This window comes from Pseudomonas sp. 478 (assembly GCF_003254125.1).
In the GTDB taxonomy this organism is placed as follows: domain Bacteria; phylum Pseudomonadota; class Gammaproteobacteria; order Pseudomonadales; family Pseudomonadaceae; genus Aquipseudomonas.
On the sequence record NZ_QKZG01000009.1, the window covers coordinates 240,834 to 257,254 of the forward strand.

12 protein-coding genes are annotated in these 16,421 nt (G+C 61.1%); 4 read left to right on the forward strand and 8 right to left on the reverse strand.

The genetic code is table 11. The features are described from left to right. From DFS28_RS20200 to DFS28_RS20215, 4 genes are read right to left on the reverse strand one after another with little or no spacing between them, the layout of a single operon-like run. Positions 1-4,566 (reverse strand): alpha-2-macroglobulin, encoded by a 4,566-nt coding sequence (locus DFS28_RS20200; protein WP_111451195.1) that lies wholly within the window; start codon positions 4,564-4,566, stop codon positions 1-3. After that, positions 4,563-5,213, reverse strand: a complete 651-nt coding sequence (locus DFS28_RS20205; protein WP_111451196.1) for a DUF1175 domain-containing protein — start codon at positions 5,211-5,213, stop codon at positions 4,563-4,565. Before DFS28_RS20205 ends, DFS28_RS20200 begins: the two co-directional genes overlap by 4 nt. Then, on the reverse strand, positions 5,198-6,910 hold the full coding sequence (locus DFS28_RS20210; protein ID WP_111451197.1) for a DUF2138 domain-containing protein: 1,713 nt from the start codon (positions 6,908-6,910) through the stop codon (positions 5,198-5,200). Before DFS28_RS20210 ends, DFS28_RS20205 begins: the two co-directional genes overlap by 16 nt. Positions 6,911-6,947: 37 nt before the next feature. Beyond that, a complete protein-coding gene (locus DFS28_RS20215; RefSeq protein WP_008153544.1) occupies positions 6,948-7,739 on the reverse strand; it encodes a YfaP family protein in 792 nt (263 codons plus the stop codon). A gap of 514 nt (positions 7,740-8,253) precedes the next feature. Between DFS28_RS20215 and DFS28_RS20220 the strand changes: the two genes are divergently transcribed. The 4 genes from DFS28_RS20220 (at position 8,254) to DFS28_RS20240 (ending at position 13,424) form a co-directional block, all read left to right on the forward strand. Further along, complete coding sequence (locus DFS28_RS20220; RefSeq protein WP_007894317.1) at positions 8,254-8,496, forward strand: exodeoxyribonuclease VII small subunit; 243 nt, start codon at positions 8,254-8,256, stop codon at positions 8,494-8,496. Further along, complete coding sequence (ispA, locus tag DFS28_RS20225; protein WP_111451198.1) at positions 8,493-9,395, forward strand: (2E,6E)-farnesyl diphosphate synthase; 903 nt, start codon at positions 8,493-8,495, stop codon at positions 9,393-9,395. Before DFS28_RS20220 ends, ispA begins: the two co-directional genes overlap by 4 nt. Positions 9,396-9,486: 91 nt before the next feature. Then, on the forward strand, positions 9,487-11,385 hold the full coding sequence (gene dxs / locus DFS28_RS20230) for a 1-deoxy-D-xylulose-5-phosphate synthase (protein WP_111451199.1): 1,899 nt from the start codon (positions 9,487-9,489) through the stop codon (positions 11,383-11,385). Between the two features lie 149 nt (positions 11,386-11,534). Continuing rightward, positions 11,535-13,424: a TonB-dependent receptor domain-containing protein gene (locus tag DFS28_RS20240; RefSeq protein ID WP_111451200.1), complete on the forward strand. Its 1,890-nt coding sequence runs from the start codon at positions 11,535-11,537 to the stop codon at positions 13,422-13,424. Between the two features lie 155 nt (positions 13,425-13,579). Here the strand turns inward: DFS28_RS20240 and DFS28_RS20245 are convergent, their stop codons facing one another. From DFS28_RS20245 to DFS28_RS20260, 4 genes are all read right to left on the reverse strand, one after another. Then, positions 13,580-14,380, reverse strand: coding sequence for a cobalamin-binding protein (locus DFS28_RS20245; protein WP_111451201.1), 801 nt, complete (start codon positions 14,378-14,380; stop codon positions 13,580-13,582). Further along, positions 14,380-14,799, reverse strand: a complete 420-nt coding sequence (locus DFS28_RS20250; protein ID WP_033059418.1) for a hypothetical protein — start codon at positions 14,797-14,799, stop codon at positions 14,380-14,382. Before DFS28_RS20250 ends, DFS28_RS20245 begins: the two co-directional genes overlap by 1 nt. Then, positions 14,796-15,413 carry a GTP cyclohydrolase II gene (gene ribA, locus DFS28_RS20255; protein WP_111451202.1) on the reverse strand — a complete coding sequence of 206 codons (618 nt, stop codon included), beginning with the start codon at positions 15,411-15,413 and terminating at the stop codon, positions 14,796-14,798. Before ribA ends, DFS28_RS20250 begins: the two co-directional genes overlap by 4 nt. 252 nt (positions 15,414-15,665) lie before the next feature. Further along, positions 15,666-16,403: an ABC transporter substrate-binding protein gene (locus tag DFS28_RS20260; protein ID WP_111451203.1), complete on the reverse strand. Its 738-nt coding sequence runs from the start codon at positions 16,401-16,403 to the stop codon at positions 15,666-15,668. Between the last annotated feature and the right edge of the window lie 18 nt (positions 16,404-16,421).

Consider the following 16,421-nt stretch of genomic DNA (forward strand, 5'->3'; position numbering starts at 1 on the left):
TCAGTTGACCGTGACCTGGCCAAGCGCAGGTTTCTGTTCCTGGGCCTGATGCTGTGGCGCGTAGACCTGAGTGAAACGCACCGGCGGCAGGTTGAACTGGCCCTTCTGCGAGAAGCGCACCAAATGACGCAGACGCAATTCACCACTCAAGGCATCGACCGGAATGGCATAGGCCATCTGCCCCGGCTCGAAACGCGCCTTCTCCAACGCGGAAGGTTCGGTGCCGGCCTTGCCCATGAGCTTGATGCCCCACGTGGTGCGCTCGACATCGGCGCCCGGTGGCAGCGGCACTTCGAGCATGCCGTAGCGCAGCGGTTTCGCGGCTTTGCTGGTGATGATCACTTCGTCCAGATACAGGCTGTCGCTGGACAACGGCTTGGCACCCACCGCTTCCAGTTTGAAGGTGAAGGCTTCGTCGCCCGGCACCAGACGCGACAGGCGACGGGTGATGGTCACGGCCATCGGATCAACCAGCGGTTGTTGGGTCTGGAAGCTCAACGCCGCTCGCAACGGACGCTCTTGCGCACCGGTCAGCGACAGCACTGCGGGCACCGGCGCAGCACCCTGCCACGTCCAATAAGTCTCACCGGTATCACCGTATTTTTTCTTCCAGCCTTCACCTGGTGCCAGTGCAATGGTGGGCGAAGCCTGCTCGATGCTGCGTTGCAACCAGGTCAGCGCCAAAGCGCGTTCCAGAGTTGATTGTTGTGGCAGCAAACGTTGTAACAACGCTTGCGCGTGAGCCTGATCGAAGGCTTGCAGCGACAGGTTCAACGCTTCGGCAAACGGCTGCGAACTGACCGCCAATCGTTGTTGCGCGTCTGGCAATTGACGACTGAAGGCGTCCGGTAGAGTCACCTTCGATTGCTTAGCCAACGAAGCCGTCAGCGCACGAGCAGCTGCCAGACCGAGCGCCGAATCCGGATCGCTCATGACGATGCTGTCTTCGCCATCGTCCATCAAGTTCGCCGCATTGCCTTCGCCCGCTTTCGACAGGTCATCCATCAAACCGCTGAGCAAGGTGTTCACCGGCAATTGCATCTGTTTGGCGAACGATAGAATCAGCGCGCGCTGCAACAGCGGCGTGTTCTTGGCCTGTTTCGAATAGACCTCCAGCACCCGCTGCCAATGCTCCGGCGGCAGGCTCAATTCCAAGGCTTTGCTAGCGTGCCAGTCGGCGTAGTAAGCGTAAGCGGTGAGGAACGCATCCGGCTCACCGTCCATGCCCCACCAGGTGAAGCTCGCCGAAGGCCCGGCCATTTGCACCAGGCGCAGACGGCTGTTCTGCATGATCAGGCGCAAGCGATCGCGGATTTGCGGATTCGACGACAAGGTCGGATACGCGATGCTCAGCGGCAGTAAACGACTGGCCGTTTGTTCGACGCCGCCGTACGGATAACTCAACAGATCGTCGAGTGCCGAGCGGAACAGCGCTTGCGGACTGTCATCCAGACGCAGGCGAATATCCGTCGCGTCTGCTGGCAAGGTCAGCGGCGTATCACCGCTGGCCGCGTCCAGGCTTTGGTTCTGAGTCACCTGCCAACCTTCGCCGGTCGCGGTCAGCCGCACAGCCAAGGCATCGGCCGTTTTGCCATCCTGCACCAGCTCAGCCGTCCACTCGCCACTGGCCAACGCGAACGCCGGCAGCGCGATGTAGTTGATGCCGTTGTTCAGCGTCACGGGGACGCGTTGTTCGGCGCCAGCGAAATGAATCACCAGCTCAGCCTTGACCGGTTTCTCGGCCTGACTGAACGCGAATACGCCGAGATCCGGTTTGTCGCCATTGCGGAATTTGGTCGGGCCGCTCCACTTCAGGTACAGCGGTTTTTCCGAGCGTACGAATTGCTTTTTCTGCCCGACCTGACCGTCATCGGCGATGGCCCGGGCGGTGATGCGCCAGCGGGTCAGCGAGTCCGGCATCTTGAAGGTGAAACGGGTTTTGCCGTTGGCGTCAGTGATCAATTCCGGCTGCCACGCGGCAGTGTCGACGTCTTCACGACGCGGCCGCTCCAGCACTTTCACGCCGCGCTCGCTACGATTGGCTTTACCCGGCGCGCCAGGGCTGCCCGGCAATGCCACGTCGTAGCTGATGAACGACAGGCTGGCGCTGGTGCGCACGTTGTTGCGGCGCGGGTGGTAGAAAAACTGGTCGATGGTCGGCGCGACTTCCGGTTGCAACGCGTAGACCATTTCGTCCACCACGCTGACCGTCAGGTGCGCTGGAACAGGCTTGCCAGCGAACTGCGTGGTCAAGTCCACCGACACGGTATCGCCCGGCTGATACGACTCTTTGTCCGTGGCAATCGCAACGTCGATTTGCGGCGCGATCACCTTGATGCCGGCGTTCTGGAAGCTGTACTGACCGCCCTTGGTGTACAGCACGGAGAACGTCAGGTTCGGCGCAAAGTTGTCCTTCACCGGGATCCGCGCGCGGTATTGGGTCTCGCTGAGTTTTTCCATCTTCAGCCAGTCGCCGCCCTTGGACAGCAGCGCTGTGGCCTCGACCTTGTCACGCTCCAGCGACAGCAGCGCATCGCTGATCGGCTCAGGGAACGTGATCAATGCCAGGGCTTCGTCGCCAGCCTTGTACTCGGGTTTATCGAGGACAATTTCCACGGTGCCCGGCACGGCTTTGACGCCGTCGCCCGTGACCGAATGACCGCTGGCACCCACCACGCGGCCATGGTCATCCTTCAACGTCAGGTTGTAAGTCCCCGGACGGTCGAAGGCCAGGGTGAAGCCTTTGTCTTTCGCGGCGAGTTTGCCTTCGCCGGTGCTCTGGTCTTCCAGGCGCACCCAGCTGTAGCTGCTCGGCGTGACCGCTTTGCTTTGCTCACTGCCGCCTTCGTTCAAGTAGCTGAACGCAACCTTGTCGCCCACCGCGCTAAAACGCTGAGGCGCGCGCAGGCTGAAACTCGCCGCGCCGCGGTCGATGAGGATTTCCTTGGTGGTCTTGACCCGATACGCCGCGCCATCGCTGGCGAACACGGTGAGCATGTAGCGACTCGGCTTCTCGGCCGCCGGCAGATCCAGCGTCGCGTTGCCCTTGGCGTCGGTGGTCAGTTCGGTGCTGGTCAGCTCAACCGGGAATTGCCCGAGGTATTGCAGTTCGTTGTCGACCATCGACAGTTGTTGGGCGCGCAGGCTCAGGCTCAACTTGGCGTTGGCCACCGGTTTACCGTCCGGGTACAGCAGCACGAGGCTGCCCTTCACCGGTTCGCCGGTGCGGTAATCCTGCTTGGCCAGGTTCAGGGAAATCTCGAAGTGCGGCTTGATGTATTCGGCGACACGGAAGGCGCTGCTGTAGGCCTGATCCTTGTAGCTGAAACGCAGCTCGTAACCGCCCGCTACCGCGTTATCCGGCAACTGGAAACGGCCTTGAGTGCCCGCCTTGGAATCGAGTTTCAGCGCCAGCGATTGCAGCGCCGTGCCGGCGGCATCGAGCACGGTCACGTTGACATCGGCAGCAGTCGGCAGCACAGAGTCGCGGGCGTTCTTGAACTCGCGACCGACGATCTTCAGCGACACCCAATCCCCCGGCCGATACAGCGGCCGGTCGGTGAAGGCATAGAGTTTGGTGTCGTAGATTTCGCTGTCGTAATAGAAGTTTTCGGAGACAAACACCCCGCCCTCTTCGTCCTCGCCAATCACGAAGGAACGCTCAGGGCTGACGTGTTTCAGACGCAGCAAACCATCGGCATCGGTAGCGCCACTGCTCATCACGCCGAGGCCATCGGTCCACAGCACATTCACCTTCGGCACCGAACTGCCTTGGTGTTTGCGCGCGGCCCACACCAGCAATTCATCACCGGCAATCTTGCTCACGGCCACGGTGTTGGAGACGAAGACCATGGTGGTCGCACGGTACTTGCCGATCAGCGCTTCCACCAGGTACAGACCCGGTTTCAGATTGCCCAACGGGATGTACACGTTGCCCGGTGCAACGCTGACGAACTCGCTGGAAGAACCGGCCAGGTTCACGCCTTCAGGCGGCTGGATCGGTTTGGCTTGCCACAGCGGATAGCGGAATTGGCTGACCACCGGCAGGCCCGGAATCAGCGCGAATTGCGGCTGAGCATCGTAGGGCGTGGGCGCGGCCATGGCGGCGCCCATCTTCAGCTCCGGCACTTCCTCGGTGACTTGCTTGCGCGATTCGTAGGAGAACGCGCGCTGCATCACCCGACGGGATTTGCGGTACCAGTTGTCCCACAGGTACGCGAGGGTGTTCGACAGGCCTTCACCCTTGAACTGACCGTCGCTGACCACGCGGTGCAGGTTCTTCTGACGCTTGAGGAAATCCAGCGGCTTGTCGATGCGGTACACGCGAATGTCGGCGCCGCCGTAAGGCTCCATGCGGAACCGGCGATAATCGCGACCCGGCGCTTCGAGGCGAACCATCGCCTGTTCGTCGCTGGCAAAACTGCTGTCGGCCAGCAGGAAAAAGCTTTCACCGGCCACCGGCGTGTAGCCGCTCGGCTCGACGGTGTCTTCGGCGTTGACCGCCGAAAACGGCAGCACCAAGACCAACAGCAGGGGCAGAAAACGCAGCATGCGGGCACCGATCATTGGGAGAGAAAGTTCAGTCGATAGACGCCGATGAAGTTGGGGTTGGCTGCGTCGGGTATCCATCGGGTGTCCTTCCATGTCATGAGTTGCTGCAGGCTTGCGGAGCGCATGCCGTTGTCAGTGGGGGTGGTGGTGCCGGTGTGATAGGCGATGTAGCGGCCCATCCAGATCATCAGGTGCTGGTCGTCGCCCTGATCGAAAAACATCAGGTCGCCGGGCCGGGCTTGCGCCAGATCGCGGCCGATCAAATGGCTGTTGAACTGAATCAGTTTGATCGCGTTGACGTACGGGCCGACCTTGCCGCCGCCCTGCTGCCATTGCTGGGCGAGGCCGCGCTGGGCCTCGCTCAGTTGCAGCTCTGGCGGCAGATAACGATTGGACAGGCCATTGCTGCGCAGCCATTTGTCGTCATGGACTTTCAGCGCTTCGTTGGCCGCGAAACGGACCAGGCCGGCGCAGTCCTGCTGATACCAGCGCGGGCTCGGGCCTTGGGTCAGTTGTTCCTGGGCGATGCGCACGAACCAGGCGCGGAACACCTGGGATTGCTGCGGATCCAGCGGTGCGGCTTCACCGGCAAATGCACGACTGCCCAGCAACATCGCCAGCAAGCCGAGGCCTCGGATAAGTGCTGTCACAGGGCTTTCCATTCCAGCGGCAGCCACTGCCAGTGGCCGTCGGGCTCGCTGCCTTTGGGCAAGGTCAGGGCGTATTTGCCGTAGCCGCCGAGCTTGCGCAGTTTCGGGATCAGGTAGGTTTGCGCGGCGTTGTAAAACACCGGTTCCATGTCCTGCGGCAGGCTGTCGAGGGTTTCCTGTTGCATCAGTTGCGCCATCGAATCCGGGCCGAAGTAGACCGGCATCAGCAGGTCTTTCGGTACCACGTCGGCCATCGGCGGGAAGCGTTTGTCGAGGGTGCCGAGGGCTTTGTCCACGAGCTTGTCGTCGAGGGAAAACAGCAGCGTCGAACCGTGGCGCGCCAGGCTGACTTTCATGAACGCCTTGCCGGTGATCGCGTCCGGGTTCTCGGCATCCTTGGCCTTGTAAGGACCGAAACTGGAGCTGACCTGACGCTGCCATTGGTGGGTTGGGCCTTGCTGTTTCTCGATCACCGGGAACGCGTGCTCTTCGACGTTGCCTTCGTAGGCGCCGACCATCGAGCCGAACAGATTGCCCAGGTCGCCGTCCAGTTTGGCGCTGTCGTCATCGTTCAGGCTGGCCACCAGCAGCGGCGTGTACAACCGCGAATCAGCGTACCAGCACAGGCCAGCGGCACCGGCCATGTGTTCGGTCAGGGCCTGAGCCACCGACTCTTCGGCACCGAGTTTCACCAGCAGCGGTTTTTGTTGTTCAGCGGCGAGCGGCAAGGCGACGCAGGCACTGGCGCCCATCGGCATGGCTTGCCAGATCGGCTTGAAATCGAAGTCCGGCTGGTCCTCCAGTTCATCCATGGCCAGGAAGCTGTGCCAGCCCTTGTCGTCCATGTCGAAACGCAGACCGGCGAAGTTCGGGATGAAGCGCTGATAACCCATGGCCAGGACGCTGGAATTGACCGACAGGCGTTGTTTCACTTCAGGCGCGCGTGGTGGCAGGCCGAAGGCTTCGGGGAACAGTTTCTGGCCGCCGAGCAATGCTTCCAGGGATTCAGTCGACACCATGCCGGGCTCTTCGACCGGACCGTGGCCGGCCTCATACAGCTTGGCCGGATTGGACAGCACCACCAGTTTGTCGCCATGAGAGGCGAACAGCAGCGCTTTACTGTGGTTGTAGGTGAGTTGATAAAGCGGCACCACATCGCCGGCAACCTTGATTTCAGCCAGTTGGGTCAGCTGCGAATCATCCAGCGCTACTTTCGCCAGCGGCTCCAGCACCTTGGCCAGACCACCGCGATCCATCACCAACAAAAAATCTTTCAGCCGACCATCCGCCCCACGCCACAGCGCCACGTCTGCCGGTTGATCGAAGAGCTGCTCGATCAAACTGTCCTGCAACTTCAGGTCATGTTCGTAAATGATCCGCCGCAGACTGCCGATCAAGCCGAGGCGATCGGCATGCGCTTCGTAATAGAAGACGAAATCTTCGGTCAGGGTTTCCTTGAGGAACGGCACCGCCAGCAAATCCTTGGGCAACTGGCTCAAGGAGTGGGTCTCGAGCAGACCGTCCGGGCGGCTCATGCCCAGTTTGTCACTGGCCAACTGCGCCGGGGGCGCCTTGGGTTTGTGCATGAACCAGCCCAACCCGGCCGCGACGCCGGCCACCAGGACCAGCCCTACTACCAGAGCCGGCCAGCGGCGAGGAGTTTTGGCTGCAGGCGTTTCGGCGGCCGGAGAAACAGTGTTATCGCTCATGTTCACAAAACCCGATGTCATCCGTGGAGCGGGATGTTTAATAGTTGAAAGTCTTGACCAGCAGCAGGTCACCGATGGCCCGCAGGGGCACGATGAAGGTCTCGCGTTTTTCGTCGACGGTGTTTTCGTTGAGCACCAGGTTGATCTGCGAGGTGATCACCTCGTTCTGGTTGCTGGTCTCATCGAAGTTATAGCCGCCACTGCCAAAGTTGCCCCAATAGTTCACGTAAACCAGATAAGTGCCATGCATCGGCGCGGTCATGGTGAACATTTCCGGGCCCGGGCCATCGACGCCGTCCGGGTCCAGACCGCCACCGTTGCTCATCGCCGGGCGAGCCCAGAACGCATGCTGGCCGTCGGGGGTAATGATGTGCAGGTCGAGTTCGGCTTTCGGGTCATCCCAGCCCAACACCACGCGAATCCGCGCCGGGGTACGCAGGTTGTTGGCTTCGTAGAACTGGACACGCTTGAGCGATTTGCCTTCAGCGCTGCGTACTTCAACGCTGTTGGAGCCGGCGCCGAACGCATACGGCCGGGCGAAACGCCCTTGGTCGTCGGTGTACAGATTCAGCGGATTGCCGTTGACAGCCAGGGTGTGCGGCCCTCGCTGAGTGCCGATGGCCTTGAGTTGGCCCTGGATCATGGTGCGATTGCGCTGCACGCCCCGGTCGATGGGTGGCGTCGGATAGGCAACTTGAGGATATTCGCTGCGATCGAGCAGGCCGTTGTAGCGCCAGCCCCCGACCGGCTCCGACAACTCGGCCGTCGGCTCGGCCCAGGCAGCGGTCGCGCAGACGAGCCCCATCAGCAATAGAAGAAATGAACGCATGTGACGCCTCCTGCCATGCATAACGAAACCTTGCGCCCGATCCTCGGCGCGTTACAGATCCAAAAACTGCGTTTCGTCAGAAAGACCCATGACTATCGGGTCGTAGAAGGCGCGAAGATTAGCCATTCGGCGGTTTTTTAACAATCAGATACATCTATTTTTGCGGTGGAATTCACGGTGATTGTTGGGCGTGAGCCGAATAGCGAGGGTATTCGGCTCACCAAATGAGCCGAATAATCCCCATCACTCCCGCAAGCGACATCCCTTTATGGCGAGAGCGCTTACACCCGCTCCAGTCAGGTGCAGGATTCACCTGTGGGAGCGGGCTTGCTCGCGAAGGCGGTGTATCAGTCAACACCCTTGCTGACTGACACTCCCTCTTCGCGAGCAAGCCCGCTCCCACAGAGATTGTGCCAATGTCCATAGAACACATCTGAAAATGCCCGCTCATTTGCCCATAACCCCCATGTCTGCTAGTGTCGCGCCGGTTTAACGTCAACCGGAAATAGCCGCCATGGCCCGCAAAAAAGCTGCACTGGATTTCGAACAATCTCTCGCCGACCTGCAAACGCTGGTAGAGCGTCTGGAGAACGGCGAATTGTCGCTGGAAGACTCGCTGACGGCTTTCGAGCAAGGCATCGGTCTGACCCGCGATTGCCAGGCGGCGCTGGCCCAGGCCGAGCAAAAGGTTCAGGTGCTGCTCGAGCGTGATGGCGAGCTGGCCGAGGAACCCTTCGACGCGGATCAGCCAGAATGATTGCAGCGTATTCGGCGACCAGCCAGGCCCGCGTCAACGCAGCACTGGAAACCCTGTTCAACGCGCCGAGCCCGGAGCTCGCGCGTCTGTACGAGGCCATGCGCTACAGCGTGATGAATGGCGGCAAACGGGTCCGCCCGCTGCTGGCCTACGCCGCGTGCGAAGCGCTGGGCGGCCAGGCTGAGCACGCCAACGGCGCAGCGTGCGCGGTGGAGCTGATTCACGCTTATTCCCTGGTGCATGACGATTTGCCGGCCATGGACGACGACGATCTGCGTCGTGGCCAGCCGACCACTCACAAAAAATTCGATGAAGCCTGCGCGATTCTGGCCGGTGACGGCTTGCAGAGCCTGGCCTTCAGCGCCCTGCTCGATCCACGCCTGAGCAACTCTGACGCTGCTCTCATCTCCGATCACCTCCGCCTGCAAATGGTCAGTGCTCTGGCATTGGCCGCAGGCCCGGCCGGTATGGTCGGCGGTCAAGCCATCGACCTTGGTTCGGTCGGTCTGAAGCTCGATCAACAAGCCCTCGAATACATGCACCGGCACAAGACCGGCGCGCTGATCGAGGTCAGCGTCAAACTCGGCGCCCTGGCCAGTGGTCGTGCCGAGAAGGACGAACTGAAGTCTTTGCAGACTTATGCACAGGCCATCGGCCTGGCGTTCCAGGTGCAGGACGACATTCTCGACGTCGAAAGCGATACCGAAACCCTCGGCAAGCGCCAAGGCGCCGACATTGCTCGCGACAAGCCGACTTATCCGGCTCTGCTCGGCCTCGACGCCGCCAAGGCTTACGCCCTGGAACTGCGCGATCAGGCCCTGCACGCGCTGCGACCGTTTGACGCGGCGGCCGAGCCTTTGCGCGATCTGGCCCGGTACATCGTCGATCGCCGCAGCTGACGGCGTATCTGCCAAAAAAAACCAACGCGTGGGCAGGGGGCGATGCATCAGGTAAACTGCCGCATCTTTTATACCTATAACGATTCGCCTGATGCCCACGACGTTTCATGAGATTCCCCGCAAGCGCCCGACCACGCCCCTGCTCGACCGTGCCAACACGCCGGACGGCCTGCGCCGGTTAGGCGAGGCCGAGCTGGAAACCCTGGCTAATGAGTTGCGCCTGGAATTGCTCTACACGGTCGGTCAGACCGGCGGGCATTTCGGTGCTGGCCTGGGCGTCATCGAGCTGACTATCGCGCTGCATTACGTCTTCGACACCCCGGACGACCGGCTGGTGTGGGACGTGGGTCATCAGGCCTATCCGCACAAAATCCTCACCGGCCGTCGCGAGCGCATGGGCACCCTGCGCCAGAAGGACGGCATTGCGGCTTTCCCGCGTCGTTCAGAGAGCGAGTACGACACCTTTGGCGTCGGCCACTCCAGCACCTCGATCAGCGCAGCGCTGGGCATGGCCATAGCCGCCCGCCTGCAAAACAGTGATCGCAAGGCAATCGCGGTGATCGGCGACGGCGCATTGACCGCTGGCATGGCCTTCGAGGCGCTGAACCATGCGCCGGAAGTGGACGCCAATATGCTGGTGATCCTCAACGATAACGACATGTCGATCTCGCGCAACGTCGGCGGGCTGTCGAACTATCTGGCGAAAATCCTTTCCAGCCGCACTTACGCGAGCATGCGTGAAGGCAGCAAAAAGGTCCTGTCGCGCCTGCCCGGCGCCTGGGAAATCGCCCGTCGCACCGAAGAATACGCCAAAGGCATGCTGGTTCCCGGCACGCTGTTTGAAGAGCTGGGCTGGAACTACATCGGCCCGATCGATGGCCACGACCTGCCGACCCTGATCGCCACCCTGCGCAACATGCGCGATCTGAAAGGCCCACAGTTCCTGCACGTCGTCACCAAGAAAGGCAAAGGCTTCGCCCCGGCGGAAGTCGACCCGATCGGTTACCACGCGATCACCAAACTCGAACCGCTGGACGCTCCGGCCGCCGCGCCGAAGAAAGCGGGCGGACCGAAGTATTCCGGCGTATTTGGTGAATGGCTATGCGACATGGCCGCGTCTGATCCGCGTTTGGTGGGCATCACTCCCGCGATGAAGGAAGGCTCCGATCTGGTGGCCTTCAGCGAGCGTTTCCCGCTGCGCTACTTCGATGTGGCGATTGCCGAACAACACGCTGTGACCCTCGCTGCCGGCATGGCTTGCGAAGGCGCGAAACCGGTGGTGGCGATTTATTCGACGTTCCTGCAACGTGGCTACGACCAATTGATTCATGACGTCGCGGTGCAAAACCTCGACGTCCTGTTCGCCATCGACCGCGCCGGTCTGGTGGGCGAAGACGGCCCGACTCACGCGGGCAGCTTCGACCTGTCGTTCCTGCGCTGCATCCCCGGCATGCTGGTGATGACCCCGAGCGACGAAAACGAACTGCGCAAAATGCTCACCACCGGCCACCTGTTCAACGGCCCGGCGGCGGTGCGTTATCCGCGCGGTTCTGGCCCGAACGCGACGATCGAGAAAAACCTCGAGCCGATCGAAATCGGCAAGGGTGTGGTTCGTCGTCAGGGCAGCAAGGTCGCCCTGCTGGTGTTCGGCGTGCAACTGGCCGAGGCGCTGAAAGTCGCCGAGACGCTGGATGCCACCGTGGTCGACATGCGTTTCGTCAAACCGCTCGATGAAGCATTGGTTCGCGACATCGCTGGTAGCCATGAATTGCTGGTGACCATCGAAGAGAACGCGATCATGGGCGGTGCCGGTGGCGCCGTCAGCGAGTTTCTCGCCCGCGAAAACATCCTCAAGTCGATGCTGCACCTGGGCTTGCCTGACAGTTACGTCGAGCACGCCAAGCCTGCGCAAATGCTGGCCGAATGCGGGCTGGATGAAGCCGGGATCGAAGCGTCGGTGCGTGAGCGCCTGCAACTGCTCAACCTCTAAAGACACATACAAAACCCCTTGTGGGAGCGGGCTTGCTCGCGAATGCGGTGGATCAGTCGATATCAATGTTGACTGACCCACCGCATTCGCGAGCAAGCCCGCTCCCACATTTGATTTGTATTCGCTTTAAAGTGCCAACGGATTGCCCGATGAAACTCTCCCCCCTCGCCCTGACGCTGACGCTGACGCTCCTGCCGGCCGGCCAACTGCTGGCCGACACCTTCGAACGCGATCAAGCCCTGAAGCTTCCCGACGTGCTGATCAGCGCCAACCGTCAGGTCGAAGCGCGCAATGACAGCAGCGCCGCCAACACTGTGTTCACCCGCGAAGACATTGATCGTCTGCAACCGAGCAGCGTGACTGACTTGCTGCGTCGTGTACCGGGTGTGCAAGTCGGGCAAACCGGCGGGCGCGGCAGTCTGCCGGGGATTTACATTCGCGGCACCAAGTCGGCCCAGAGCCTGGTGCTGGTCGACGGCCAGCGCATCGGCAATGCCACCTCGGGCGACAGCAACCTGCAACACATCAACATCGAACAGGTCGAGCGCGTGGAAGTGTTGCGCGGCTCCCGCTCGGTGATTTATGGCAGCGATGCGATTGGCGGGGTGATCCAGATCTTCACCCGGCGCGGCGGCGAGCAAGGCCTGCAACCGCGAATGCACGTGAGCTTTGGCAGCCACCAGACCTGGGAACGCAGCCTCGGGCTTTCCGGCGGCGACGAGCAGACCCGATTCAACCTCGGCGCCAGCCTCGATGAAACCGCCGGCATCAATCGCACCCGCGAGTCGTATCCCAGCGATGGCGATCACGACGAGTACCGCAACCAATCGATGAGTTTGAGCCTGAGTCACGCGCTCACCGATGACATCGAAATCGGCGCCAACCTGCTGGATAACCGTGGCAAAAGCGAGTTCGACAATCCGTTCGGCCGCTTTGACATGGACACGTTCGAGTCAGTCCAGCAACAGCCCTACAGCGACTTCGCGGTGAGCAGCGTCAGCAGTTACGTCGATGCGCGGATCAATGACCTGTGGAAAACCCGCGTCGAGTTCGGCCACAGCGAAAACCGCGAGAAGACTTTGGACAAGCTCAGTGACGAACGCAGCGTGTTCAACACTTACCGTGATTCGGTGAACTGGCAGAACGACCTGACCCTCGATGAGCGCAACGGCCTGATCCTCGGCGGCGACTGGTACGAGGACCGGGTCAACAGCAGCACGCCATTCGACGAGGACAGCCGCTGGAACCGTGCCGCGTTCATTCAGCATCATTACCAGGCGGATAGCTTCTCCACCGAACTGGGCCTGCGCCGCGATCAGAACCAGCAGTTCGGCGGCCAGAACAGCTGGAGCGGCACCTTCACCTTGCCGCTGAGTCCGGACAACGATGTGCTGCTGACCTACAGCGAAGGCTTCCGCGCGCCGACGTTCAATGATCTGTATTACCCCGACTTCAGTAATCCGGACCTGAAACCCGAGACCTCGAAAAGCTATGAGCTGCAATGGCGCAGTCAATTGACCGACACCGCTCGCCTGGAAGCCTCGCTTTACCGTACGGACCTGGAAGACGCGATTATTTTCGGTAGCAACAACCGGCCGCAGAACGTCGCCTCGGCACGGATCAATGGTTTCGAAGCGGCATTGAAACAGGAACTGTTCGGCTGGCAGAGCAACCTCGGCGTGGCGATCATCGACCCGCGGGATCGCGACAGCGGCCACACCCTGGCTCGGCGCGCGCGGCGGACCTTGAGCCTGGATCTGGATCGGCAGTTCGACCGGCTAGGGCTCGGCGCCAGCTGGCAGGCTGTGAGCAGCAGCTATGACGATGAGAACAATCAGCAGCCGTTGGGCGGGTACGCGTTGCTGGGGTTGCGCAGCAGTTGGGAGTTGAATCGGGAGATCAAGCTTGAGCTGAAGGTCGATAACTTGCTGGACAAGGGTTACAGCCAGGCGCTGTACAGCCATGACGGCAGTCAGAATGGGTACCGCGAGGAAGGTCGGGCGTGGATGTTTGGGGTGACCTGGACACCGGAATTCTAAAGACTGGCGCAGTCACCTGTGGCGAGGGGATTTATCCCCGTTCGGCTGCGAAGCAGCCGTAAACCTGTGGATGCGGTGTGACTGCAGCCATTGGCGGCCGCTTCGCAGCCCAACGGGGATAAATCCCCTCGCCACGTAAATCCCCTCGCCACAGGTCACCGGTCGGGCGCAATCACCTGGCACAACTTGGCCGTCGCTTCGATCATCTGCCCGCTCGGCCGCTCCAGCCCCTTATCCGCTACCAACAGCAATTGCCCCTGCACCACCGCTGCCACCTGCGGCCAGGCTTTCCACGCATCGAGTTGCGCCTGATCACTGGCCAGAATCACTTCTGGATTGCGCTGCAATACCGCTTCAATACTGACCTGCGGCGCCGGCAGCGTCAGGTCGGCAAACACATTGCGTGCTCCGCACACTTCAAGCGCATCACTGATGATCTGCCCGCCGCCAACGGTGTACAGCGGCCGATCCCAGACCTGATAAAACACCCGCAATGGCACCTCTCGACGAAAACGCTGGCGCAACGAATCCAGCTGCTGACGCACTTTCCCGGCCAATGAAACACCACGTTCCGGACGGCCGAGCTGCGAGGCAATCGCCTCAATCTGCGCAGTGAGTTGTTCGAGGTTGTGAGGTTCAGCAACGTAGGTCGGGATGTTTAACCGCTTGAGTTGCTCACGCTGGGCCGGGCCAACGCTGCCGGGCCAGAGCAACAGCAGATCGGGCTGGAGGCTGAGCAACTGCTCCATGTCCAGCTGACCATAGCGGCCAACCGAAGGCAGGTGTTTGAGCTCGGCAGGACGCTCACCGGCATCCAGCACACCCACCAGCAGGTCGGCTGAACCCAGCTCAACAACGATTTCAGAGAGCGATGGCGCGAGGCTGACAACGCGTTCGACTGCAGCCGCCGGTCCACTGACGGCCAGCAGCAAAACCGCCAGCCAGACGGGCCGCATCAGCCGAGTTGACGCGGAATACGGTAGAGGTAAAACAGCACCAGGGTCGACAGCGCCAGCAGCATCAACGGCACGGCTTCGAGGCCGACGAATACCGCCAGCGCGCCGATCCAGGCCGGCAGGCCGGCAGCCAGGAACGCCGTGCGACGCTTGGCAGCCAAGGCGATCCAGGCAGCAGGTTCTTCTGGGGTATCGAGGGCTTTTTGAGTGGCGATCAGCGCGTGTTTGTAGCCGCCAAAGAATTTCAGGCTGACAAACATCGACGCCACACCGGCGATGAACAACGGCATCGCCAACACCGGCAGGATCGCCTCGCTCTGGCCAAATACACCATTGATCACGAACAGCGGCACCAAGGCCAGCGCCAGGTATTGCCACCAATTGACGGACAGTCGCCGCCTGACCTGACCGCGGGTCACGCCCGGTCAGCCTCACCCTGGTGCTCGTTGCCCATCATGTGGTCGAGCTTGCTGGCCTTGGTGGCCAGGTAGAGTTTGTTGTGCGGGTTATGGCCGGTGTGCAGCGGCACGCGCTCGGCGACCACGATGCCCATGTCGGTCAAGGCTTTGACCTTGCGTGGGTTGTTGGTCATCAGACGCAGGGATTTCACACCCAGGTGCTCCAGCATCGGCAGGCACATGGCGTAGTCGCGCTGATCGGCGGCAAAACCCAACTGTTCGTTGGCTTCAACAGTATCGGCGCCGCCATCCTGCAATTCATAGGCGCGGATCTTGTTCAGCAGGCCAATGCCGCGACCTTCCTGACGCAAGTACAGCAATACGCCACGGCCCTCACGGGCGATGGCCTGCAAGGCGGCCTCGAGTTGCGAGCCGCAGTCGCAGCGCTGGCTGAACAAGGCATCGCCGGTCAGGCATTCAGAATGCAACCGGCCGAGTACCGGGGCACCATCGGCAAACTCACCCAGGCTCAGCACAACGTGCTCGCGCCCGTTTTCTTCATCGAGAAAGCCGTGCATGGTGAATTGCGCAAAAGGCGTTGGCAGCTTGGAAGCGGCGACAAAAACGACAGGCACCGGTGTGCTCCTGATCAATAAGTACTGGAGATTCGCAGACGCGGCATTGTAACAGCACGTTCCGACAGACGCTTAGGCTGAATTATGGGGCATAACAATCAAAAAGTTAGATCTCAAGCCATCACAGCCCCCCTGTGGGAGTGAGCCTGCTCGCGATTGCGGTCTGTCTTTCACCGTTGATGTCGACTGATACACCGTCATCGCGAGCAGGCTCGCTCCCACAGGGTTAATCAAGCACTACAGGGTTCGCGCTTAGTTCGAGTCGAACGGATAGGGTTGTTTCCAGCGCTCAAAGATCGGTTTCAGCTGGCCGCTTTTCACCAGTTGCTCCATGCGTTGGTCGAACAGCGCCATCAGTGTCCGGGCCTTGGGGGTCTTGGCAAAGCACAGATACAACGGCAATTCCGCAATGTGAGTGCGACGGAACTGCGACGGATCCTTGGCCCGCTTGAGGACATAGTCGACTTCGGTCAGCGCGTCGATGTAAAAGTCGGCGCGGTTGCGGGTCAACATCGACAAAATCCCGGTACGCCGCAGTACTTCGTTATAGCGGCGTACGTTGGGCAGGTAATCCTGATAGTCGTAGCCGCGGACCCAGGCCAGTCGATAGTTGCCCAGGGTTTCCGGGGTCGGCGCGGGGTTGCTGGCCAGCCCCAGGGCATAGATGTGATCGGTATCGAAGTTCCAGCGCGGATAGAGCAGATCGCTGGACTCATCAAGATAGGAGCCGACACAGGCATCCACTTCGCCGCGCTGGGCCAGGCCCATGGAGCGCACGTAAGGTTCGCTGCGGATGTCCAGCTTGACCCCCGCCGGCTCGAAGACTTCGCGCAATACATCCCAGCCCAGACCGTGGCCATCGGCGGCGGTGTAGTCTTCCCAGTCTTCGCTGGCCAGATGAATCACCGACGGCGTCGTCACGGCATCGTCCGCCTGAACGAGCGAACTGAACACCGCAAAAACCATCGCCACCAACCAGCGCCGAGCCATCCCTAGTCCTCTGTTTCG

Coding starts and splice junctions, on each gene's coding strand:
- dxs (WP_111451199.1), top strand. CDS start 9,487: ATGCCCACGACGTTTCATGAGATTCCCCGCAAGCGCCCGACCACGCCC.
- DFS28_RS20215 (WP_008153544.1), bottom strand. CDS start 7,739: ATGCGTTCATTTCTTCTATTGCTGATGGGGCTCGTCTGCGCGACCGCT.
- DFS28_RS20220 (WP_007894317.1), top strand. CDS start 8,254: ATGGCCCGCAAAAAAGCTGCACTGGATTTCGAACAATCTCTCGCCGAC.
- ispA (WP_111451198.1), top strand. CDS start 8,493: ATGATTGCAGCGTATTCGGCGACCAGCCAGGCCCGCGTCAACGCAGCA.
- DFS28_RS20205 (WP_111451196.1), bottom strand. CDS start 5,213: ATGGAAAGCCCTGTGACAGCACTTATCCGAGGCCTCGGCTTGCTGGCG.
- DFS28_RS20240 (WP_111451200.1), top strand. CDS start 11,535: ATGAAACTCTCCCCCCTCGCCCTGACGCTGACGCTGACGCTCCTGCCG.
- DFS28_RS20260 (WP_111451203.1), bottom strand. CDS start 16,403: ATGGCTCGGCGCTGGTTGGTGGCGATGGTTTTTGCGGTGTTCAGTTCG.
- DFS28_RS20200 (WP_111451195.1), bottom strand. CDS start 4,566: ATGATCGGTGCCCGCATGCTGCGTTTTCTGCCCCTGCTGTTGGTCTTG.
- DFS28_RS20210 (WP_111451197.1), bottom strand. CDS start 6,910: ATGAGCGATAACACTGTTTCTCCGGCCGCCGAAACGCCTGCAGCCAAA.
- DFS28_RS20245 (WP_111451201.1), bottom strand. CDS start 14,380: ATGCGGCCCGTCTGGCTGGCGGTTTTGCTGCTGGCCGTCAGTGGACCG.